At 71.7% G+C, this 17,591-nt stretch carries 14 protein-coding genes and 1 pseudogene; 9 read left to right on the top strand and 6 right to left on the bottom strand.

The window, feature by feature from the left end; translation table 11 throughout:
• Positions 1 to 39 precede the first annotated feature (39 nt).
• Positions 40 to 348 carry a metal-sensitive transcriptional regulator gene (locus AB0F70_RS23980; RefSeq protein ID WP_357454508.1) on the top strand — a complete coding sequence of 103 codons (309 nt, stop codon included), beginning with the start codon at positions 40 to 42 and terminating at the stop codon, positions 346 to 348.
• A gap of 131 nt (positions 349 to 479) precedes the next feature.
• Positions 480 to 2,414, top strand: coding sequence for a potassium transporter Kup (locus AB0F70_RS23975; protein WP_357454460.1), 1,935 nt, complete (start codon positions 480 to 482; stop codon positions 2,412 to 2,414).
• Here AB0F70_RS23975 and AB0F70_RS23970 read toward each other — a convergent pair.
• Together AB0F70_RS23970 and AB0F70_RS23965 are read right to left on the bottom strand one after the other, a co-directional pair.
• On the bottom strand, positions 2,338 to 3,117 hold the full coding sequence (locus tag AB0F70_RS23970; RefSeq protein ID WP_357454457.1) for a WYL domain-containing protein: 780 nt from the start codon (positions 3,115 to 3,117) through the stop codon (positions 2,338 to 2,340). The two genes, AB0F70_RS23975 and AB0F70_RS23970, sit on opposite strands and share 77 nt — an antisense overlap.
• 16 nt (positions 3,118 to 3,133) lie before the next feature.
• Positions 3,134 to 4,063 carry an alpha/beta hydrolase gene (locus AB0F70_RS23965; protein WP_357454454.1) on the bottom strand — a complete coding sequence of 310 codons (930 nt, stop codon included), beginning with the start codon at positions 4,061 to 4,063 and terminating at the stop codon, positions 3,134 to 3,136.
• A gap of 125 nt (positions 4,064 to 4,188) precedes the next feature.
• On the opposite strand from AB0F70_RS23965, the gene AB0F70_RS23960 reads away from it, so the two are divergent.
• The 3 genes from AB0F70_RS23960 (at position 4,189) to AB0F70_RS23950 (ending at position 10,204) form a co-directional block, all read left to right on the top strand.
• The gene (locus tag AB0F70_RS23960) at positions 4,189 to 6,282 is read left to right on the top strand and encodes a heavy metal translocating P-type ATPase (RefSeq protein WP_357454451.1); all 2,094 of its coding nucleotides are present in this window, start codon (positions 4,189 to 4,191) and stop codon (positions 6,280 to 6,282) included.
• Positions 6,283 to 6,397: 115 nt separating this feature from the next.
• The gene (locus AB0F70_RS23955) at positions 6,398 to 9,151 is read left to right on the top strand and encodes a glycoside hydrolase family 97 catalytic domain-containing protein (RefSeq protein ID WP_357454448.1); all 2,754 of its coding nucleotides are present in this window, start codon (positions 6,398 to 6,400) and stop codon (positions 9,149 to 9,151) included.
• A gap of 99 nt (positions 9,152 to 9,250) precedes the next feature.
• Entirely contained in the window at positions 9,251 to 10,204 is a 954-nt protein-coding gene (locus AB0F70_RS23950; RefSeq protein ID WP_357454445.1) for a DUF808 domain-containing protein, read from the top strand.
• Here the strand turns inward: AB0F70_RS23950 and AB0F70_RS23945 are convergent.
• The 4 genes and pseudogenes from AB0F70_RS23945 to AB0F70_RS23930 form a co-directional block, all read right to left on the bottom strand.
• Positions 10,194 to 10,925 carry a GNAT family N-acetyltransferase gene (locus tag AB0F70_RS23945; protein ID WP_357454505.1) on the bottom strand — a complete coding sequence of 244 codons (732 nt, stop codon included), beginning with the start codon at positions 10,923 to 10,925 and terminating at the stop codon, positions 10,194 to 10,196. The two genes, AB0F70_RS23950 and AB0F70_RS23945, sit on opposite strands and share 11 nt — an antisense overlap.
• Before the next feature lie 81 nt (positions 10,926 to 11,006).
• Positions 11,007 to 11,141, bottom strand: a pseudogene (locus AB0F70_RS23940) (LacI family transcriptional regulator); the annotation flags it as partial.
• A gap of 139 nt (positions 11,142 to 11,280) precedes the next feature.
• Entirely contained in the window at positions 11,281 to 11,718 is a 438-nt protein-coding gene (locus tag AB0F70_RS23935) for a VOC family protein (protein WP_357454442.1), read from the bottom strand.
• 32 nt (positions 11,719 to 11,750) lie between these two features.
• Positions 11,751 to 12,506 carry an SDR family NAD(P)-dependent oxidoreductase gene (locus AB0F70_RS23930; RefSeq protein ID WP_357454439.1) on the bottom strand — a complete coding sequence of 252 codons (756 nt, stop codon included), beginning with the start codon at positions 12,504 to 12,506 and terminating at the stop codon, positions 11,751 to 11,753.
• A 172-nt stretch (positions 12,507 to 12,678) separates the two neighbouring features.
• On the opposite strand from AB0F70_RS23930, the gene AB0F70_RS23925 reads away from it, so the two are divergent.
• The 4 genes from AB0F70_RS23925 (at position 12,679) to AB0F70_RS23910 (ending at position 17,579) form a co-directional block, all read left to right on the top strand.
• A complete protein-coding gene (locus AB0F70_RS23925; protein ID WP_357454436.1) occupies positions 12,679 to 14,619 on the top strand; it encodes a glycoside hydrolase family 76 protein in 1,941 nt (646 codons plus the stop codon).
• On the top strand, positions 14,616 to 15,959 hold the full coding sequence (locus tag AB0F70_RS23920; RefSeq protein WP_357454432.1) for a glycoside hydrolase family 125 protein: 1,344 nt from the start codon (positions 14,616 to 14,618) through the stop codon (positions 15,957 to 15,959). The genes AB0F70_RS23925 and AB0F70_RS23920 overlap by 4 nt, the downstream gene beginning before the upstream one ends.
• Positions 15,960 to 16,057: 98 nt before the next feature.
• Positions 16,058 to 16,390 (top strand): hypothetical protein, encoded by a 333-nt coding sequence (locus tag AB0F70_RS23915; RefSeq protein ID WP_357454429.1) that lies wholly within the window; start codon positions 16,058 to 16,060, stop codon positions 16,388 to 16,390.
• Positions 16,391 to 16,484: 94 nt separating this feature from the next.
• Positions 16,485 to 17,579, top strand: a complete 1,095-nt coding sequence (locus tag AB0F70_RS23910; protein WP_357454427.1) for a GntR family transcriptional regulator — start codon at positions 16,485 to 16,487, stop codon at positions 17,577 to 17,579.
• Positions 17,580 to 17,591 lie beyond the last annotated feature (12 nt).

Genomic DNA, 17,591 nt, shown 5'->3' with positions numbered 1-17,591 from the left:
GGACCCATGACGGAATCAGGATCCCCTGCCGACCCCGACATGGTCGGAGAGGGTGACGAGCCCACCGCCCACGGCTACATCACCGACAAGGACAGGTACCTCGCGCGGCTCAAGCGCATCGAGGGCCAGGCACGCGGGATCCACCGGATGGTCGACGAGGAGCAGTACTGCATCGACATCCTCACCCAGGTGTCCGCCCTGACGAAGGCGCTGGAGAGCGTCGCGCTCGGCCTGCTCGACGACCACCTCAAGCACTGCGTGGTGGACGCCGCCCGGATGGGCGGGCCCGAGGCGGACGCCAAGGTCAAGGAAGCCTCGGACGCGATAGCGCGGCTCGTCCGTTCCTGACGGGCGGGACGCGTTCGAGGAGGTCTACCCCGTCCGGTTCAAGAGACCGGTGGAGGCCGGCCTGGTAGCGGGGGCGTTAAGAAACCGTCAACGCCGGGCGGACCGGCCCGGTCCGCCCGTAGGTTCCTCTGGTGACTATCGTTCGTCGGGCGACCACTGCTGTGTCGCGGCCCGCAGATGTACTACGCCTCGCTGTCGTCGTCGGCGCGCTCGGTGTCGTCTTCGGCGACATCGGGACCAGCCCGATCTACACCATCCAGACGATCTTCAACCCCGCCGACCCGCACCCGGTTCCGGCCACCACGGAGAACGTCTACGGCGTCGTCTCGCTGATCTTCTGGTCGGTGATGCTCATCGTCACCGTCACCTACGTGCTTCTCGCGATGCGCGTGGACAACGACGGCGAGGGCGGGATCATGGCCCTGATCACCCTCCTGCGCCGGTGGGCGGCGACCGGGCGGACCCGGGTGACCATGACGCTGGCGGGCCTCGGGCTGTTCGGGGCCGCGCTGTTCCTCGGCGACAGCATGATCACGCCGGCGATCTCCGTGCTCTCCGCGGTGGAGGGCCTCAAGATCATCAACCCTGAGTTCGAGGGCTGGATCGTCCCGGTCACCGCGGTGATCATCGTGATCCTGTTCGCCGCGCAGAAGTTTGGTACCGCGGCGGTCGGGCGGCTGTTCGGGCCCGTCATGATCACGTGGTTCGTCGTCATCGGAGCCTGCGGCGTGTGGGGCATCACGAGCGAGCCCGGGATCCTGCGGGCGCTCTCGCCGACGTATGCGCTCGGGTTCCTGGCCGGGCACTTCGACCTGGCCTTCTTCGCGCTGGCCGCGATAGTGCTGTCCGTGACCGGTGCAGAGGCCCTGTACGCCGACATGGGTCACTTCGGCCGCCGGCCGATCTCCGTCGGGTGGATCTTCCTGGTGTTCCCCGCCTGCACGCTCAGCTATATGGGCCAGGGCGCGCTGATCCTGCAGGACCAGGCGAACATCTCGGCGCCGTTCTTCCTACTCGTGCCCGACTGGGGACTGATCCCGATGGTCGTCCTCGCGACCGCTGCCACCGTGATCGCCTCCCAGGCCGTCATCACCGGCGCCTTTTCGGTGACGGCCCAGGCCGCGCAGCTCGGCTACCTGCCCCGGCTGCGGATCCTGCACACGTCGCAGTCGGCGCACGGCCAGATCTACGTCCCGTGGATCAACTGGCTGCTGATGGTCTCGGTGCTCACCCTCGTCTTCGCGTTCCGCGACTCCGCCTCGCTGGCCTACGCCTTCGGCATGGCGGTCACGGGCACCATCACGATCGCGACGATCCTGTTCTTCTACGTCGCCTGGCGGACCTGGCAGACGCCCAAGTGGTTCCTGGCGACACTGGCAGTGGTGCTGCTGGCGGTCGACCTCCTGTTCCTCGCCGCCAACCTGACCAAGCTCGTCCACGGTGCCTGGCTCCCGCTGTTCATCGCCCTGACCGCGTTCACGGTGATGACGACGTGGCAGCGGGGGCGGTCGGTCGTCACGGCGAAGCGGGAGGCCATGGAGGGCTCGCTGCGTACGTTCGTGGACGGCCTCCAGGACCGCCCCGACCCCGTGCAGGTCGTCAGCGGCACCGCGATCTTCCTGAACCGCGGGAGCGAGACCGCGCCGCTGGCGCTGCGCTCCAACGTCGAGCACAACCATGTGCGCCACGAGCACGTGGCGGTGGTGGCCGTGGAGATAGCGATCGTCCCGCGCGTGCCCGACGACGAGCGCGTGACCGTCGAGCACCTCGGCGAGGGCGAGGACGGCATCACCCACCTGACCGTGCGGTTCGGGTACGGCGAGCAGCCGGACGTCCCCGCCGCACTCGCCCAGCTCGGACCGGAGGACACCGAGGGAGACCTCGACCTCGAGAACGCCACCTACTTCCTGTCCCGGATCGAGCTGCGCCTCGGCGACGAGCCGGGTATGCCCGCCTGGCGACGTCGGCTCTTCATCGCGACGTCGTACATCACCGCCGACGCCGCGGAGCACTTCGCCCTGCCGCGCGACCGGACGGTGCTGCTGGGGTCGCACGTGGACGTGTGAGTTCCTCCAGCGCTGGGGGCTGCACCGCCCCGGCAGCGGCCGAGCCGAGCAGCAGGGTGGCCAGGTCGTGGGGCCGGGCCTGCTCGCCGGTCGGGGTCGCCGCGGTGATCCGGTCCAGCCGGAAGCCCCGGCCGGCCTGCCGGGTGCGGCACCAGGCGATGAGGTACCACCGGCCGTCGGCGGTGAGCAGACCGGCAGGTTCCACGAGCCGTTCGCTCTCGTGTCCCGCCGCGTCGACGTAGGACAGCCGAAGGACCGCGTTCGTGGCGAGGGCCTGTTCCACCGCGGCGCGTGCCCCGGAGCCGCCGGGCGCGGGCAGCGTGACGATCCGTGCGGCGAGCTCCTGTGCCGCGGTGGAGGCAGGACCGCTCATCGAGGCGACGATCTTCTGGGCCGCCGTGCGGGCCGCCCCGGCGTACGGCGCTGAGGCGTCGGCGGCGGCGAGGGCCACGGCCAGCGCCGAGGCCTCGTCCGCGGTGAAGCGGATCGGGGGCAGGGTCATCGCCGGGTCGATCGACCAGCCCCCACCCCGCCCGGGTGCGCTGCGCACGGGGACACCGGACTCCATGAGCGCCTGAAGGTCGCGCTGCACCGTGCGCGAGCTCACCTCGAACCGCATGGCGAGCCGCGCGACCGTCAGCGCCCGCGGTGCTGCCGCGCGCAGCTCTTCCACGAGGGCGTAGAGCCGAGAGGTGCGGTTCACGCTGTCGACGCTACCGTCACGCCGCGGCCAGGAAGTCCTGTTCACGCCGCAGCTCCCGCTCGGTGACGGTCAGCGGGAACAGGGTGAAGCCGTGCATGGCGCCTGCGACGACGTCGAGCTGCACCGGCGCGCCCGCCGCCCGCCAGCGTGCGGCCAGGAACAGCGAGTCGTCCAGCAGCGGATCCTCGGTGCCGACGACGATCCGGGCGGGCGGTAGCCCGGACAGGTCGGCGAACAGCGGTGACACCTCGGGATCCCGGCGTCGTTCGGCTCCCATCTCCGGCGTGAACTGGTTGATGGTCCGCCGCAGCGTGTCGGTGTTGCTCAGCAGCCCGCGCGACCCGAACGATCGCTGGCTCGGCGTCATCGACAGGTCGTAGGGGCCGAAGAGCAGGTTGGCCGCCCGGAACGCGCCGGTGATGCCGTGCCGGTCGCGGAGGCGCAGCAGGGTGACGACGCTCAGGTGGGCGCCCGCCGACTCGCCGCCGATCAGCAGCCGTTCGGTGCCGAACTCGGCGGCGGCGTGCTCCACCAGCCACCGGGCGGCCGACTCGCAGTCGTCCGGTCCGGCGGGGAACGGGTTCTCCGGCGCGAGGCGGTAATCGACGCTGACGACCGCGACCCGTGCCTGTTCGGCGAGCCGCCACAGCCTCTCGTCCTGGCCGTCCGCGGAGCCGAACGCCCACCCTCCGCCGTGGAGGTGCAGGTACACGCCGTCGACCTGGTCGGGTACGAGGACCCGTGCCCGCACCCCGTCCGCCGTGACGCGGTCCCGGCCCTGCGGCAGTCGGACCGGAGGGGTGTCGCCACCGAGCCGGTTGTGTCGCAGGGCGGCCATCCGGGCGGCGTCCGGCGTCTCCGCGCGCGCCGAGCGGCCAGCGGTGGCGGCGTAGTGCTCGTTGAAGGCGAGGGTTTCGGCGAGGCAGTCCTCATCGGTGATCGTCATGCCGACCACGGTGGCAGCCGTCCGCGACAACGCCCTGTCACCCTTTCCAGGTGACCCGTGTCACAGACCGTTCCGGGTGCTCCGTACACTTGACGGTAGTACCCCCTAGGGGTATATCTGATTCCATGAACGAGTCGCACCAGCACCCCACCGAGCCCCACGTCGCGACGGATGCGGACGCACCGCACGAGCACGGCTCGGCCGCCCCCAAGATGCACGACGAGCACTCCGGCCACGAGATGCACAGCGGGCACACCGGCCACGGCGACCACGTGGGCCAGTTCCGGCGGCTGTTCTGGATCATGCTCGTCCTGGCCGTGCCGGTGGTCGCGTTCTCGGACATGTTCGCGATGCTCCTCGGCTACACGCTGCCCGACACGACGCTGGTGAACGCGATCTCCCCGCTGCTCGGCACCGTCATGTACGCGTGGGGCGGCTGGCCGTTCCTCACGGGGGCGGTCGGCGAGCTGCGCTCCCGCAAGCCCGGCATGATGCTGCTGATCGGGCTCGCGATCACCGTCGCGTTCGTCGCCTCCCTCGGCGCGAGCCTCGGCCTGCTCGACCACCAGCTCGACTTCTGGTGGGAGCTCGCGCTCCTGATCGTCATCATGCTGCTCGGCCACTGGATCGAGATGCGCTCGCTCGCGCAGACGACGTCCGCCCTGGACTCCCTGGCCGCGCTGCTGCCCGACGAGGCGGAGCGCGTGGACGGCGACCAGATCGTCAAGGTCTCGCCGGCCGAGCTCGTGGTGGGCGACGTCGTGGTGGTCCGGCCGGGCGGCAGCGTGCCCGCCGACGGCCGCGTCGTCGACGGGCGCGCCGAGATGGACGAGTCGATGGTGACGGGGGAGTCGCGCACCGTCCCGCGCGGTCCGGGCGAGCCCGTGACCGCCGGAACCGTCGCCACCGACTCCGGCCTGCGCGTCGAGGTCACCGCCACCGGCGACGACACGGCGCTCGCGGGTATCCAGCGGCTCGTCACCGAAGCGCAGAGCTCGTCGTCGCGCGCCCAGCGCCTGGCCGACGTCGCAGCGGGCTGGCTGTTCTGGTTCGCGCTGGCCGCCGCGGCGATCACCGCCGTCGTCTGGTCGCTCGCCGGGATGCCCGACGACGCCGTCGTCCGCACCGTCACCGTCCTCGTGATCGCGTGCCCCCACGCGCTCGGCCTCGCCATCCCGCTCGTCGTGTCCATCGCCACCGAACGGGCCGCCCGCGGCGGCGTGCTCGTCAAGGACCGCCTCGCGCTGGAGAGCATGCGCACCGTGGACACCGTGCTGTTCGACAAGACCGGCACCCTCACCAAGGGCGAGCCGACGGTCACCGGCGTCCAGCCCGCCGGGGACATCGACGGCGACACCCTGCTGGCGCTCGCCGCAGCCGCCGAGTCGGACAGCGAGCACCCGCTGGCCAGGGCAGTGGTCCGCGCGGCGCGCGAGCGGGGCCTCGCGGTGCCGCGCGCCTCCGGCTTCACCTCGTCGCCCGCCGTGGGCGTGACCGCGACGGTCGGCGGCCACGAGATCCGGGTCGGCGGTCCGCGCCTGCTCGAGGAGAGCGGCCAGGACGAGCTCCCGGCCGCGGACGCCTGGCGTGGTGACGGCGCGATCATCCTGCACGTCCTGCGCGACGGCGCCGTCGTCGGCGGCATCAAGCTCGCGGACGAGGTGCGCCCCGAGTCCGCTGACGCCGTCCGCCGGCTGCACGACCTGGGGGTCCAGGTGGTCATGATCACCGGCGACGCCGAGGCGGTCGCGCGGTCCGTGGCCGAGGAGATCGGCGTCGACCGGTACTTCGCGGGTGTGCGTCCCGAGGACAAGTCGGCCAAGGTCCAGCAGCTCCAGGGTGAGGGCCGCAAGGTCGCGATGGTGGGCGACGGCGTCAACGACGCCCCGGCGCTGGCGCAGGCCGACGTCGGCATCGCCATCGGCGCGGGCACCGACGTGGCCATCGCGTCCGCGGGCGTCATCCTCGCGAGCGACGACCCCCGGTCGGTCCTGTCGGTGATCGAGCTGTCCCGGGCCAGCTACCGCAAGATGAAGCAGAACCTCTGGTGGGCGGCCGGGTACAACCTGATCTCGGTGCCGCTCGCCGCCGGTGTCCTGGCGCCGGTCGGGTTCGTGCTGCCGATGTCGGTGGGGGCGGTCCTGATGTCGCTCTCGACGATAGTGGTGGCGCTCAACGCGCAGCTCCTGCGCCGTCTGGACCTCCGCCAGGGCAAGTAGGCCTGTATCTACTCTGATATTGCCTATATTCCCTATAAGAGTATTGACCTGGTCTGTGGTGTTCCCTAACCTGGCGGACGGCGCACCGGGCGCCGTCGAAGTCAAGGGAGACCTCGTGAAGCTGTTCGCTGCGTCCCGTCCTGCTCTTCTACTGGTGACAGGGGTGTCGGCGGTCGCGATGGTGGCGAGCGGGCTGGTGCTCGGCGGCTCGGCGAGCGCGGCCCCGGCCCGCGGCCCCGGCGCCGCCGACATCACCGACCCGGCCGCCGCCACGGCGTCGAGGTGGCGGGTGAGCGGCCCGCGCGGCTCGGACCTGGACGGCGTCGTGCGGCTCGACGACGGCGGCGAGGTGGCGCTGGACGTCATCGCCGACGGCGACACGGTGCTCTCGGCGACCCGCCTGGGGCTGCGCGGCAGCGACGGGGACCTCACCACCGGCCTGACGTTCGTGGAGCGGCGCGACCGCAGGGTCGCCGACTCGTACACCATGACCACCGGCAAGAGCGTGCGCCGGTCCTACGTCCACACGGAGTCGGTGTTCACGTTCGCGGACGCCGCGGGCGCGCGCCTCGGGATCGCCGTGCGGGTGTCCCGCGACGGCGTCGCCTACCGCTACCTCCTCGACGGCGCGGGCGAGCACCGGGTGGACGACGAGTCGGGCGCCTGGGAGCCGGCGTCGGACGGGCCGGCCTGGATGCAGCGCTCGTACGCGGTCAACTACGAGGCCGAGTGGACCACCACGACGGCCGCGGCGGGCAACGGCGGCGGCAGCGTCGGCTTCCCGGTGCTGTTCCAGCAGGGTGACCGGTACGCGCTGGTCACCGAGGCCGACCTGCACGGCGACTACTCGGGCGCACACCTGACGCACGCGCCCGGATCGCTGCGCTACGACGTCGACCTGTTCGAGGGGCGGCCCGTCACCTCGACGGGCGCACTGTCGACGCCGTGGCGGGTGGCGATCGTGGGCGACCTGCCCGCCGTCGTCGGCTCGAACCTGGTCGACGACCTGGCCACGCCCAGCGCCCTGGACCCGGGCACGGACTGGATCAAGCCCGGCCGGTCCAGCTGGAGCTGGCTGACCGACTGGGACAGCCCGCGGGACGAGGCCCGGCAGCGCGACTTCGTCGACCTGGCAGCGCGCAACGGCTGGGAGTACGTGCTGCTGGACGAGGGCTGGAACGCGAGCTGGGTGCCCCGCACCGTCCGCTACGCCCACACGCAGGGCGTCGACGTCATCGCCTGGTTCCACAGCCGTGACCTGCGCACGCAGGAGCAGCGCGACGAGTGGCTGCCGCGCCTGAAGTCCTGGGGCATCAGCGGTATCAAGGTCGACTTCATGGACTCCGACTCGCAGGAGATCCACCGCTGGTACGACGACGTCGCCCGCGACACCGCCCGGTACGAGCTGATGATCAACTTCCACGGCTCCGCGCTGCCCACGGGGATGCAGCGCACGTGGCCGCACATCATGAGCTACGAGTCGGTGCGCGGCATGGAGAACGGGATCAGCCCGGAGCGCAGCCTCATCGTGCCGTTCACGCGCAACGTGGTCGGGTCGATGGACTTCACGCCGGTGGTCTTCTCCCGCGACAACGACAAGACGTCCAAGGCGCAGCAGGTAGCGATGAGCGTCGCGTACGAGTCGGGCTGGCAGCACATCTCGGACAAGCCCGAGGGCTACGCTGCCGAGCCGAACGCCATGCCGTTCCTGCAGAACCTCCCCACCACCTGGGACGAGGTGCGGCTGCTGAGCGGCACGCCCGGCCGGGACGCCGTGCTGGCGCGCCGGTCGGGGGACCGGTGGTTCGTTGGCGGCCTGCGCGCCGGGTCCGGCGACCCGCTGGCGCTCCCGCTGGAGGGCCTGACCCGTGGCAAGCGTGTGCTGGTCGACCTGCTGACCGACGACGGCGCGAACGGCTCGGCGACCGTGCACACCACCGTGCGGGCCACGTCAGGGGAGACCCTCGAGGTCCCGACCGCGAACAACGGCGGTTTCGTGGCGGTCGTGTGCGAGGCGACCCGGAACCGTGAGTCCTGCCTGGAGCCCGTCGTGGACCGGCCGGACGCGACGCTCGCCGTGGACCCGGCCGAGGCCGACGTCGAGCCCGGCAGCACGGTAGTGGTCCGGGTCACCTTCACGGTCGCCGACCGGGACGTCACGAGCGTGGGGCTGACGCCGGAGCTGCCCGCCGGCTGGACCGCCGACCAGGGCACCCAGACGGTCGCGCGGCTCGCCGCGGGCGAGGGCGCTGAGGTGGCCTGGCAGGTACAGGTGCCTGCCGGCGGGGCCACCGGTACGTTCGAGGTGCCGATCGCGGTCAGCTACCGCGCGGCCGGCCACGGCGGACGGGACCGCTACGTCGCGGCGAGCCAGGCCACCCTCTGGGTCACGCCGCCCGCGCTGACGGGCACCCACCACGTCTCCGACCTCGACTGGCTGGAGGAGTCCAACGGCTACGGCCCGGTCGAGCGCGACCGCTCCAACGGCGAGGCCGCGGGCGACGACGGGCGGCCGATCACGATCGCGGGTGTCACCTACGCCAAGGGCGTCGGCATGCACGCGACCGGCTCGCTGACCGCGTGGCTCGGCGGCACGTGTACTGCGTTCAGTGCGGTGGTCGGCATCGACGACGAGGTCCTGAACAAGCCGGGCGACACCGGCGTCGGCTCGGTGCGGTTCCGCGTCTACGGCGACGGCGTCCTGCTGACCGAGACGCCGGTGCTGTCCAACGACGACGGCGGCATCCCGCTCGACGTCGACGTCACGGGCGTGCGCCGCCTGCGTCTGGTGGCCGACGAGGGCACCGACGGCAAGAACTTCGACCACGCCGACTGGGCGGACGCCCGTGTGACGTGCGGGGAGGGCTGACCCGCCGGACCGCATGCCCGCTCATCGGCCTAAGTTGCATAGGCTGCGGGTCATGACGACTTATCGCTCGGAGATGGGGGCGGCGCCGTGGGTGGCCTGATGGGACTGCTGGACGACATTGCTGCGCTCGCGAAGCTGGCGGCAGCGTCGATCGACGACGTCGGGGCCGCGGCCGGCCGCGCGACAGCCAAGGCGGCAGGCGTCGTCGTGGACGACACCGCCGTGACACCGCAGTACCTGCGCAGTGTCGCGGCGCAGCGCGAGCTGCCGATCGTCTGGAAGATCGCCAAGGGCTCGATCCGCAACAAGCTGATCTTCATCCTCCCGGCAGCGCTGCTGCTGAGCCAGTTCCTGCCGTGGCTGCTGCCGATCATCCTCATGATCGGCGGCACCTACCTGGCCTACGAGGGTGCGGAGAAGATCTGGCACAAGGTCTCCGGCCACCACGACGCCGAGGTCCCGGCCACCGAGGTGAGCCCAGAGGCCGAGAAGAAGATGATCGCGGGCGCCGTACGCACCGACCTCATCCTGTCGGCCGAGATCATGGTGATCGCGCTCGCCGAGGTGGCCGACGAGGCCTTCTGGTCCCGGCTCCTGATCCTCGTGGTGGTGGCATTCGTCATCACGATCATCGTCTACGGCATCGTCGCGGCGATCGTGAAGATGGACGACGTCGGCCTGCGGATGGCCCAGTACGACTCCGGGTTCGCCAAGGCGTTCGGCCGCGGGCTCGTCCTGGCCATGCCGAGGGTGCTCGCCGTGATCTCGGTGGTCGGCACCATCGCCATGCTCTGGGTCGGCGGGCACATCCTGCTCGTCAACCTCGGCGCGGATGGCACCGGCTGGATCCCGGCGCCATACGAGTGGGTGCACCACCTCGAGGTGGCGATCCACGACGGCACCGGCGCGTTCGGCGGCACCCTCGGCTGGCTCTTCAACACGCTGTGCTCGGCGATCGTCGGCCTGATCGTCGGCGCTGCCGTGGTCGCGGTGCTCCACCTCCTGCCCTCACGGAAGAAGGATCAGGAGAAGGAGGACCCGGTCAGCCACTGACCGGGGTGCTCGCGGGCTCGGCCGGGGTGCGCACCGAGCCGAACGCCACGCGCTGGCGCAGCGCGAAGCCCAGGTGCTCGTAGAGCCCGATCGCGTGCGTGTTGCTCGCCGCGGCGTGCATCATGGCGCGGGCGCCGCGCTCGTGGATGTGGTGCACGACGTCCAGCACGAGGCGCGTGGCCAGGCCCTGCCCGCGGTACCGCTCGTCGGTTGCGACCGCGCTGATCTCGGTCCAGCCGGCGGGCTGCAGGCGCTCGCCGGCCATGGCCGCGAGGCGTCCGTCGCGCCGGATCCCGACGTACCGGCCCAGCTGGTGGGTGCGGGGCAGGAACGGCCCGGGCTGGGCGCGCGCCACGAGGTCGAGCATCTCGGGCACGTCGGCGGCGCCGAGGAGTACCGCCTCGTCGTCGGGCCGGCCGCGCAGGCGTTCGGTCTCGACCAGCTGCACGCCCTGGAAGGGCTCGCCGCGTACCCAGCCGGGCGGCAACGCGACCGACTCGGGCGGCCCGGGGAACTCGGCGTCGTACCCGACCAGCTCGATCACCGCGTCCCAGACGCCTGGGTCGTCCCAGCTCCGGACGGCGGCGAAGGGCGAGACGTCGGCGGGATACCGCCGGGCGAGGTCGTTGCCCTCCGCCAGGTGCGCGTGCGCGCCGACGAGGGCGGACCACGCCGGGTTGTCGAGCACCGCGTCGTCGAGTGCCGTGTCGATGACGCTCATCCGAGGGTTCCGTACGTGAGGTTCACGTCCATCTCCAACGGGTGCCCGGCCAGTCGCATTCCTGGGGTACCTCGCGGCCTCGCGCCCCATCAGCACACCGGCCTGGTCGACGCTGCTCAGCGAGACCAGCGGGTGGCGGGCGATCGGGATGTTGTCGTAGCCGACCACCGACACGTCGCGCTCGTCGAGCCCGGCCTCCGCGATCGCGCTCAGCACCGTGGCGTCCGATCATCACGACGGGCGTGCTTTCGACGATCCGTTCGAGCCAGGCCGGGTCGACGCACGGGGAGATGGCCGCTCGACGGGCTCAACGCGCGGCGGGTGGTGCCGGCGGTGGGGTAGCCGACCGCCCGGTTCAGTCCAGGCAGAACTCGTTGCACTCGACGTCCTGCATGTTCTGGCAGGACTCGTTCTCCTCGTCGGCCAGCAGCAGCACCCCGCGGGTCGCGCCGATCGCCTCCAGGCGCGCGGCGTGGGACTCCAGGACGGCCAGGCGTTCCTCGCCCACGAAGCCCCTGCCGACCTTGACGTCGAGGTGCACCCGGTTCTTGACGACCTTGCCCTCGGGCACGCGCTGGAAGAACAGCCGGGGGCCGGCGCCGGTGGGGTCGCTCGCGGCGAACCACGAGTCCCGCTCCGGCTCGGGCAGCGAGCGGCTGTACTCCTCCCACGTGGCGAACCCGTCCTCCGTCAGGTCCGGGGGGACGTAGCCCAGGGCCTCGCACCAGAACTGCCCCACGCGCTCTGGGCTGGCACAGTCGAAGGTGATCTGGATGGGTTGCACGGTCGTCATGGGCACACCCTAGGACGGCGGCGGGCCGACGATCACACCGATTCCTTGGTGATGCTCCAGCCGCCGTCGACCGGCAGCTCGACCCCGGTGACGTACGACGCCCGGTCGGAGCAGAGATACGTGATGGCGTCGGCCACCTCGGACGCCTGGCCCAGGCGTCCGAGGGCGGTCGCGCTCGCCGCGCTCGCCCGGTCCTCCTCGCTCGTACCGTCCCAGTGGGGCGTGAGGACCGGTCCGGGCAGCACGCTGTTGACCCGCACCGAGGGGGCGTACTCGGCCGCGAGCTGCCGGGCGAGCCCGGTCATCCCCGCCTTCGCCGAGGCGTAGGCGGCCCGGCCCGGCAGCCCGAACCGCGCGTGCACCGACGAGACCATGACTATCGCGCCCCGCCCGGACGCCGTCAGATCGGGCAGCAGCGCACGGGTGCCGAGGTAGGCGCCGGTGAGCGAGACCCGGAGCTGGTGCTCCCAGCTGTCCAGCGGGGTGTCCTCGAGCGACGCGACAGTGGTGGCGTACGCGTTGTGCACCAGGATCTGCGGCCTGCCCAGCTCGGCCCGGCACGTGAGGGCGGCGGTGGTCCAGGCGGCCTCGACGGCGACGTCCATGACCGACGCCGCCGCGCGGTGCCCGGCGTCGCGCAGCTCGTCACGCAGGTCGAGCACCGTGGGGGAGACGTCCAGGAGGAAGAGCCGGGCGCCCTCCTCCGCGAACCGTCGCGCGGTCGCGGCGCCGATGCCCCGGGCCGCGCCGGTGACGACGGCCGTGCGGCCCTCCAGGTCGCGCGTCATGGCTGGTCCTCTCGTCGGGCGGCGGTTCACCGGCAGGCTACCCGTGCTGCCTTCCCGCTATTGCACCTATTGGAATACATTGACATGGAGGTAATCGCGCTCCTACGCTCCGCTACGGGGTCAGGCCAACGACGGCCGGACCAAGAGGACGACGGACGATGGGGTTCGGACCATGAGCTGGAAGAGCAGGTTCACGGCGGCGCTGACGGTGGCCGCCCTTGCACTCGGCGGCACCTTCGGCGGTGCGGTCGGCGCGGCGGCCCCGGCGGGCGCCTCGACGCACCGCGACGCGGACGCCGCGATGGACGCGTTCGTCGAGACGTTCTGGGACCCGTCCCGGAACTACTTCTTCACCTACAGCGACCGCCAGGTCCACGAGGAGCACGCGCACGGACCCGAGGAGGGCCTGTACACCGACTTCTGGTGGGAGGCGCAGCTCTGGGACCTGGTGATGGACGCCTACGAGCGCACCGGCGACGAGAAGTACCGGCGGATGCTCGACGACGTCTACGACGGTTTCGTCGCGTACTACCCGACGTTCGAGAACGACTTCAACGACGACCAGGGCTGGTGGGCCAAGGGGTGCGTCCGCGCATACGAGATCACACGCGAGGACCGCTACCTCGACTGCGCCGAGGACCTGTTCGCCACGATCTGGGCCGACCAGGACGACACCTACGGCGGCGGCATCTGGTGGCGCAAGTCGGTGCGCGACCAGAAGAACGTGGCGACCAACGCGACCGCTGCGTGGACGGCGGCGTGGCTCTACGAGGCCACGGACGACCCCGCCTACCTCGCCGCCGCGAAGACCCTCTTCGACTGGGTGGACACCAACCTGCACGAGGACGGCCACGTCTACGACCACTTCGAGGGCGACCCTGCCCGGCTCGTGAAGTGGGACTTCACCTACAACTTCGGCACCTACATCGGGGCCGCCGCGCAGCTGGCGTCGGTGACCGGTGACTCTGCGTTCCTCGACAAGGCGACGGCCGCCGCCGACTGGTCGACCGAGCACCTGACGAACGGCGGCACCTTCGTCTCGGAGGGGATCAACGACGGCGGCGGGTTCAAGCCGGTCCTGGTGCGCAGCCTCATGACCCTGGTGAACGAGCACGGCCAGGACCAGTACCTGCAGATGCTGCAGGCGAACGTGACCCAGGCGTGGTCGCACCGCCGTCCGTCCGACGACCTGATGGGCCCGAACTGGTCCGCCCCGACCGGCGCCGAACCGCTGCAGAGCCTGACGGCGGCCGCCGCCGTGTCCGGGCTCCAGGTCGTCACGCCCAACCGGTGGTCCGGTCCCCAGCCGGGCAACGGCATCCACGACGCCGAGAACGGCCGCGCCGTCGGCTTCGGCGCGGAGAGTAGCCAGCCGGGCTTCCTGGGCCGCGGCTACCTCGCGGGCTGGAACGCCGACGGGCAGGCCGTGACGTTCGACGTCGTCGCGGCCTCCGCCGGGCCGCACGAGCTCAGGTTCCGCTACGCCGCGGCGGCCGGCGACGCCGTACGCCGCGTGCTGGTCGACGGCGTACCGGTGGCGGGCGCGCTGACCTTCGCCGGCACGGGCGCCTGGTCCAGCTGGTCCGAGGTGGTGCTCGACGGCGTCCGCCTCGGCGCGGGCCACAACGCCGTGACCGTCGAGTACTCGTCGGCCGCGGGGAGCGCGAACTACCTGAACCTCGACCGGATGGTCGTCTCCCGGCAGGTGGAGGCCGAATCCGGGCGCCTGACCGGCGTCCGCGTCGAGACTGCCCAGCCGGGCTTCACCGGCACGGGATACGTCGCGGGCCGCGACGCCCGCACCCAGCGGATCGACCTGCCCGTCAGCGTGAGCAGGCCAGGCACCTACGACCTCACGCTGCGGTACGCGGCGGGCGCCGGTGACGCGGCGCGGCACGTGGTGGTCAACGGGTCACGCGTGGCGAACCAGTCCTTCCCCGGCACGGGATCGCGGGGCGTGTGGAGCACGGTCACCGTGCCCGACGTCGAGCTGCGGGCCGGCCGCAACACCGTCTCCGTGGCCCTCACCGCGGGGCGGGGCGGCGCCACCCACCTCGACCTCGACCACGCGACGCTGCGCTACACGGGCGACTCGACAGGAGCTGGATCATGACCGACGCGCACGCTTTCCACGACCCGGACGTCCTCGCCGGCCTGGTCGCGGCAGTGCGCGACCGGCTCGGCGACCCGGTGGCCGACGCCGTCGGCCGCTGCATGTCGGACACGCTCTCCCGGACGATCACCCCGCATCCGGACGGCTCGGCCTTCGTGATCACCGGCGACATCCCGGCGATGTGGCTGCGGGACTCCACGACGCAGCTCGCGCCGTTCCTGCACCTCGCGGGCGCTGACCCCCGGCTGGCCGACACGATCGCGGCCGTCTCGCGGCGGCAGCAGGCCTCGATCCTGCACGACCCGTACGCCAACGCGTTCAACGACGGACCGACCGGGGCCGGGCACCGGGACCGCACAGGGCAGCCGGGGCAGCCCGACCCCGATCAGCCCGGCTCCGGCCAGTCGCCGTGGGTGTGGGAGCGTAAGTACGAGATCGACTCCCTCGCCTACCCGGTGCAGCTCGCCCATGACCTGTGGCGGATCACCGGCCGCACCGACCACCTCGCGCGGTTCGGGGAGGTGGCCCGCGCCGTCGTCGACCTGTGGCGCACCGAGCAGCGGCACGAGACGTCCCCGTACACGTTCGAGCGGACCGACTGCCCGCCGTCCGACACCCTGGTGCGTGACGGGCGCGGCCCCGAGGCCGCGTTCACGGGGATGACGTGGGCGGGTTTCCGGCCCAGCGACGACGCGTGCCGGTACGGCTACAACGTGCCGGGCAATGCGTTCGCGGTCGTGGCGCTCGGCTACCTCGGGACGCTCGCGTCCGAGGTGCTGCACGACGACGTCCTGGCCGACGACGCCGCGGCGCTGCGGGCGGATATCGAGCGCGGCATCCGCGTGCACGGCGTCGTCCCCGGGCCGGCGGGCCAGCCGGTGTACGCGTACGAGGTCGACGGGCGCGGGGAAGTGCTCCTGGCCGACGACGGCAACTCGCCGAGCCTGCTGTCCCTGCCGCTGCTGGGCTGGTGCGCCGCCGACGACCCGCTCTACACCGCGACCCGCGCGATGATCCTCAGCGACGCGAACCCGTACTACTACAGCGGTTCGGCGGCGTCCGGGATCGGCAGCCCGCACACGCCGGAGGGGCACGTCTGGCCCATCGCGCTCGCGATCCAGGGGCTGACCAGCACCGACCCGGACGAGCGCCGGGAGCTGCTGGACCTGATCCTGGCGACCGACGCGGGGACGGGCGCGGTCCACGAGTCCTTCCACGTGGACGACCCCGCGATCTACACGCGCGAGTGGTTCTCCTGGGCGAACGCGATGTTCTGCGAGCTCGCGCTGGAGACCGCCGGGCTGCGCACGTACCGGCGCCCGGCACCGGCCGCGCGATGAGCGCCGCCGTGAGCGGCACCCGGCGTCAGCAGACCGTCAGCGCGTGGATCTTCCGTGCTGGGTGTGCTCACGTTCCAGGCCGGCTGGAACAGCTTCCTGTGGCCGCTGATCGCCCTCAACGACCCGGAGATGCTGACGACGGCGTCGTTGGCAGTGAGGGCGGCGGGGGAGACGAGGGCCTGTTCAAGGGTGTGCTCTACCGGTACCTGGGCACGCTCCTGGACCGGATCGGCACGACGTCGCCCGACGCCGCCCCGCTGGTCGAGTTCGTCCGCACGAGCACCGACCGGCTGTGGGAGGCGAGCCAGCGGGACGGGTACCTGCTGGCGGGCGGCGACTGGCGCCGTCCGGCCGAGCTGCCGGTGTTCTGCTCGACCCAGCTGAGCGCGGTCATGGCGCTCGAGCTGCGCGCGTCGCTCGAGGCGCGGTGATGACCCGACGCATACGGTGGGCCCAGGTGGAGTCAGTCATGGCGGATTCATTGGTCATACTGATTGGCCACGTCCGATCGGTGAAGGGGCATCAGTGAGCCAGCCGCTCTACCTCGAGGTGTACGAGAAGCTCCGCGACGCGATCCATGCGGGCACCTATGGTGTCGGCGACCGGATGCCCGCAGAGGCGGAGCTGACGAGGCAGCTCGGGGTCAGTGCCATCACGCTCAAGCGGGCGATGGACCTGCTGCGCGCCGACGGCTACATCACCCGCCGGCCCCGGCTGGGCACCGTCGTCGTCAGCGAGGCCGCCACGAACGCCGTCAGCACCGGGAGCGGACCCACCCCGCTGATCGGATGCGTGCTGACCGACTTCGACGACACCTTCGGCACGCGGGTGCTGGCCGGGCTGCTCGACGCGTCGAGCACCGTCGCGAACCTCGTGATCAAGCGCAGCCTCGGCAACCGCGAGGCGGAGGACGACATGGTTCGGGCGCTGGTGGCCGACGGCGTCCAGGGGCTGATTCTCGAGCCGAGCTCGTCGCAGTACGTGCCCCCGGCAGTGCTCGAGCTGATCACCCAGTCGTTCCCGGTAGCCATCCTGGACCGCGTGTTCGACGGTGTCCCGGTGTCGTCGGTGTGCTCCGACAACGTCTCGGCGGGCCGCCAGGCCGCCGACACCCTCTTCGCCTCGGGATACGACCACGTCGGGTTGGTCTCGGCGTCGAGCACCGTCTCGACGGTGCAGGACCGGCTCGACGGCGTCGTCGCCGCGCACGCCACCCGGCACGTCCCGTTCGACCCGGCGCACCAGTTCCGCCAGGTCCGTTCCACGGTCCCCGGGAGCGGCGTCGCGCCCGACGACGACATCGCCGAGCTCGAGAAGTTCCTCGCCACGAACCCCGGCCTGACGGGCCTGGTCGCGACCGAGTACAACATCGCCGTCCTGCTGCGGGAGGCCGCGCAGAGGGCCGGCCGGACCGTCCCCGGCGACCTCGGGATCGTCTGCTTCGACCACCCGGACGCGTTCTACGACAAGGCGCGCTACCGGTTCACCCATATCCGGCAGGACGAGTCGCGCATGGGGCACGAGGCATTGGACCTCGTCCTCGCCCAGCTCCGCGAGGTAGGACAGGTCACCAAGGTCACGCTGCCCACCGAGCTGGTGCCGGGCAGCTCGACGCGCTGAGGCCGTTGCTCT

Origin of the sequence: Promicromonospora sp. NPDC023805 (assembly GCF_040639635.1) — a bacterium.
GTDB lineage: Bacteria > Actinomycetota > Actinomycetes > Actinomycetales > Cellulomonadaceae > Promicromonospora.
This window is presented reverse-complemented; position numbering and strand designations above follow the sequence as displayed.